General features: G+C 62.0%; 3 protein-coding genes. All 3 read left to right on the plus strand.

Annotation, left to right across the window (positions count from 1 at the left end; translation table 11 throughout):
- The first annotated feature begins 350 nt into the window (after positions 1-350).
- The 3 genes from A7K61_RS30170 to A7K61_RS30180 all read left to right on the plus strand — a co-directional run bounded on the left by A7K61_RS30170 (position 351) and on the right by A7K61_RS30180 (position 5,035).
- Entirely contained in the window at positions 351-2,117 is a 1,767-nt protein-coding gene (locus A7K61_RS30170) for an ATP-binding protein (protein WP_047711683.1), read from the plus strand.
- On the plus strand, positions 2,111-3,436 hold the full coding sequence (locus A7K61_RS30175; RefSeq protein ID WP_069558990.1) for a sigma-54 dependent transcriptional regulator: 1,326 nt from the start codon (positions 2,111-2,113) through the stop codon (positions 3,434-3,436). Before A7K61_RS30170 ends, A7K61_RS30175 begins: the two co-directional genes overlap by 7 nt.
- Positions 3,437-3,715: 279 nt before the next feature.
- Positions 3,716-5,035, plus strand: coding sequence for an MFS transporter (locus A7K61_RS30180; RefSeq protein WP_032895468.1), 1,320 nt, complete (start codon positions 3,716-3,718; stop codon positions 5,033-5,035).
- Positions 5,036-5,120 lie beyond the last annotated feature (85 nt).

The following is a 5,120-nucleotide window of genomic DNA, read 5'->3' on the forward strand; positions in this document are numbered from 1 at the left end:
GTACCCGGTCCAGCTGTGTTGACTGCCGGGCCGCCTTCGCGGGCAAGCCCGCTCCCACAGTTTGATCGTGGGGTGTCAGGTAGATAGTCGTCGGCTGGCAGACCGTCATCGCAGGCAAGCCAGCTCCCACAGTTGGATCGTGGGGGTGTCAGGTAGATAGTCGTCGGCTGGCAGGCCGTCTTCGCAGGCAAGCCAGCTCCCACAGTTGGATCGCGGGGTGTCAGGTAGATAGCCGTCGGCTGGCAGGCCGTCATCGCAGGCTTGCCAGCTCCCACACAAGCTCCTTGGCCACAAGATATGTGCCGCCCATGCTATGGTGCTCGCCCCTTACCGTGCCTGTTCATCATCGTATGATCGTGATCCCTCGCCCCCTGCGCCTGACCTTCTACTCCCTGTTGATCATCGCCGGTGCGGTGCTGGCCGCCGCCTTGGCCACGCGCCATGCCGAACGCCAGGCCCTGGTGGACGACGCCGCCCGTGCCAATCAGCAGCTCGCGCTGTACGCCAACTCGCTGCACACCCTGATCGAACGCTACCGTGCCCTGCCTGCCGTGCTGGCGCTGGACTCGGAAATGATCAGCGCCTTGAAGGGCCCGCTGGACGCCGCCACGCAAGACCGGCTCAACCGCAAGCTGGAGCGTATCAACGGCGCCGCGCAGTCTTCGACGCTGGAACTGATGGACCGCACCGGCCTGGCCGTGGCCGCCAGCAACTGGAACCTGCCCAGCAGTTATGTCGGCCACAATTACGCGTTCAGGCCGTATTTCAGCCAGACCCTGAGCCAGGGCACCGGGCGCTTTTATGCGGTGGGGGTGACCACGGGCATTCCGGGCTACTTTCTTTCCAGTGCGGTCGTGGATGAGCACGAGCAATTCCTCGGCGCCATGGTGGTCAAGCTCGAGTTCCCCGAGCTGGAACGCGAATGGGCCCAGGGCAATGACCTGCTGTTGGTCAGCGATGCACGGGGCATCGTGTTTATCGCCAACCAGCCGGGCTGGCGTTATCGCAACCTGCGGCCGTTGTCTGAAAATGACCTGGCTGAACTCAAGGCCACCCGCCAATACGACAAGAAGCAACTGCAGCCACTGGACACCCAGCCCCTGCAACGCTTTGACGAAAACAGCCACTTGATCCGCGTCAACGGCCCCGACGGCAACGCCAATTACATCTGGGAGTCGCTGCCGCTCAAGCGCGAAGGCTGGACGCTGCACCTGTTGCGCAAACCCCAGTTTGCCTTTGAAGACCAACGTAACGCGGGCCTTGCCGCTGCGGGTTCTTGGCTGGCACTGGTGTTTCTGGTGCTGTTCCTCAGCCAGCGCTGGCGCCTGGCCCGCTTGCGCCAGCGCAGCCGTGAAGAACTGGAGCAATTGGTCGAAGAACGCACCCAGGCGTTGCGCACCGCCCAGGATGGCCTGGTGCAGTCGGCCAAGCTGGCAGCACTGGGGCAGATGTCGGCCGCCCTCGCCCATGAAATCAACCAACCACTGACCGCCCAGCGCATGCAACTGGCGACGCTGCGGCTGTTGCTCGACCATGGTCGCGTGGACGATGCCTACAAGGCTCTCACGCCATTGGATGACATGCTCACGCGCATGGCCGCGCTCACCGGCCACCTCAAGACATTCGCGCGCAAGAGCCCCAGTGGCCTGCGCGAAAAGCTGGACCTGGCGACGGTGGTCGATCAATCCTTGCACCTGCTCGACGCACGCCTGCGTGACGAAGCCATCGGTGTGGTGCTGGACCTCACCCGCCCGGCCTGGGTACGTGGCGACGCGATCCGCCTCGAACAGGTGCTGATCAACCTGTTGCGCAACGCTCTGGACGCCATGGCCGACAAACCGCGCAAGCGCCTGGAAATCCGCCTGCACGCCGATCAGCAGCTGTGGCAGTTGAGCGTCTGCGACAGCGGCGGCGGGATTGCCGAAGAACACTTGGGCAGTGTGTTCGACCCATTTTTCACCACCAAGCCGGTGGGCGACGGGCTCGGCTTGGGGCTGGCGGTGTCCTACGCTATCGTGCATGAACTGGGCGGCCGCCTGAGTGCCGCTAACCGTGGCGATGGCGCAATCTTCACCTTGACCCTGCCTATCGTCCTGGAGACGCCAGACCTATGTTGAACGCGGTGATTGTGGTCGATGACGAAGCGAGTATTCGCACGGCCGTCGAGCAATGGCTGAGCCTGTCGGGGTTTGACGTGCAGTTGTTCAGCCGCGCCGAAGAGTGCCTGGCGCAACTGCCCAAGGACTTTGCCGGGGTGATTCTGAGTGACGTGCGCATGCCGGGGCTCAGCGGTCTTGAGTTGTTGGCCGAGGTGCAGCGCCGCGATGCCGATTTGCCGGTGATTTTGCTCACCGGTCATGGCGACGTGCCGATGGCCGTCGAAGCCATGCGCGACGGGGCCTACGACTTCCTGGAAAAACCCTTCAGCCCCGACGCCTTGCTCAACAGCCTGCGCCGGGCGCTGGACAAGCGCGGCCTGATCCTGGAAAACCGCCGCCTGCATCAACAAGCCGATCATCGCGCGCAGTTGGAGTCCAGCCTGCTGGGCGTGTCCAAGGGCCTGCAAAGTTTGCGCCGCCAAGTGCTGGACCTGGCGAGTTTACCGGTCAATGTGCTGATTCGTGGCGAGACCGGCAGCGGTAAGGAGCTGGTCGCCCGCTGCCTGCATGACTTCGGCCCACGCGCCAAGAAGCCCTTCGTGGCCCTCAATTGCGCGGCGATCCCCGAGCAGTTGTTCGAAGCCGAGCTGTTCGGGCATGAAAGCGGCGCCTTCACCGGCGCCCAGGGCAAACGTATCGGCAAGCTGGAATATGCCCACGGCGGCAGCTTGTTTCTGGATGAAATAGAAAGCATGCCCCTGGCCCAACAGGTGAAATTGCTGCGTGTGTTGCAAGAGCAGAAGCTGGAGCGGCTGGGCTCTAACCAGAGTATCCATGTGGACCTGCGCATCATCGCCGCCACCAAGCCCGACCTGCTGGAAGAAGCCCGTGCCGGGCGATTTCGCGAAGACTTGGCCTATCGGCTCAACGTCGCCCAACTGCGCCTGCCGCCCTTGCGTGAACGTCGCGAAGATATTCCGCTGTTGTACGAGCATTTTGCGCAAAGCGCCGCCGAGCGTCTGGGCCGCCAGGTCGAGCCCTTGAGTGGGCCACAGCTGGGGCGCCTGCTCAGCCATGACTGGCCGGGCAATGTGCGCGAACTGGCCAACGTCGCCGAGCGCCAGGTGCTGGGGCTGGACGAGCCAGAACCGCAAGGGATCGAAGCCGGGCAGTCGTTGGCAGCGCAGCAGGAGGCGTTCGAGGCACACTGCCTGAAGGCCGCGTTGACGCGTCACAAGGGCGATATCAAGGCGGTGCTGGCCGAGTTGCAACTGCCGCGCCGTACCTTCAATGAGAAGATGCAGCGGCATGGGTTGGTGAGGGAGATGTTTCTCTGATCCCGCTTCTGTATCGATTGTAAGGACGTCTTCGCGAGCAAGCCCGCTCCCACATTTGAAATGCATTTCAACCTGTGGGAGCGGGCTTGCTCGCGAAGAGGCCATTAGCCATAAGCGGATTTCCGCTCATCACCCCAAAACCATCAGCGACTTTCCGCTCAAAAAAATCCCACAACCCTTCTATTCCGGGCCTTCCTCTACCTGGCACAGCTCCTGCTATAGCCCGAACAGGCTGCGCACGCGCCGCTCCATAAAAACAACTAGATGAAGGATCCTTCAATGGATAACTCCAACACCGTGCCTCTGGGATCGACGGCCGCAAAAGCGCAGGAGCGCACCACCTCCAGCCGCATCAAGTCGATTTTCAGCGGATCAGTCGGCAACATGGTCGAATGGTACGACTGGTACGTCTACGCCGCCTTCTCGCTGTATTTTGCCAAAGCCTTCTTCCCCAAAGGCGACACCACTGCCCAACTGCTCAACACTGCCGCTATCTTCGCCGTGGGCTTCCTGATGCGCCCGATCGGTGGCTGGCTGATGGGCCTGTACGCCGACAAAGTCGGGCGTAAAAAAGCCTTGATGGCCTCGGTGTACCTGATGTGCTTCGGCTCGCTGCTGATTGCCCTGAGCCCAGGCTATGAGGTCATTGGTATCGGTGCGCCGATCCTGCTGGTGTTTGCCCGCCTGCTGCAGGGCCTGTCGGTCGGCGGCGAATACGGCACCTCTGCCACTTACCTCAGTGAAATGGCCACCAAGGAACGTCGCGGTTTCTACTCCAGCTTCCAGTACGTGACCCTGATCTCGGGCCAGCTCATCGCGCTGGCGGTGCTGATTGTGCTGCAACAGGTACTCACCACCGAGCAGTTGTACGCCTGGGGCTGGCGCATCCCGTTCGCCATCGGCGCGCTGTGTGCAGTGGTCGCGCTGTACCTGCGTCGTGGCATGGAAGAAACCGAGTCGTTCACCAAGAAAGAAAAAGCCAAGGAAAGCGCAATGCGCACCTTGATGCGCCACCCCAAGGAACTGCTGACCGTGGTCGGCCTGACCATGGGCGGCACCCTGGCGTTCTACACCTACACCACCTACATGCAGAAATACCTGGTGAACACCGTCGGCATGAGCATCTCCGACTCCACCACCATCTCGGCGGCGACGCTGTTTCTGTTCATGTGCCTGCAACCGATCATCGGCGGGCTGTCGGATAAAATCGGCCGCCGCCCGATCCTGATCGCCTTCGGCGTGCTTGGCACCCTGTTCACCGTGCCGATCCTCACCACCCTGCACACCATCCAAAGCTGGTGGGGCGCGTTCTTCCTGATCATGGCAGCGCTGATCATCGTCAGCGGCTACACCTCGATCAACGCCGTGGTGAAGGCCGAGCTGTTCCCGACCGAAATCCGTGCGCTGGGCGTGGGCCTGCCGTATGCCCTGACCGTGTCGATCTTCGGCGGCACCGCTGAATATATCGCGCTGTGGTTCAAGAGCATCGGTATGGAAACCGGTTACTACTGGTACGTGACGGCGTGTATCGCGGTGTCGTTGATGGTGTACGTGACCATGAAGGACACGCGTAAACACTCCCGCATCACCACCGACTAAAAAATGTGGGAGCGGGCTTGCTCGCGAAGGCGGTGTGTCAGTCGACAGATTCATTGACTGATCCACCGCATTCGCGAGCAAGCCC

This window comes from Pseudomonas sp. AP42, from assembly GCF_001728935.1.
Classification (GTDB): domain Bacteria; phylum Pseudomonadota; class Gammaproteobacteria; order Pseudomonadales; family Pseudomonadaceae; genus Aquipseudomonas; species Aquipseudomonas lactis.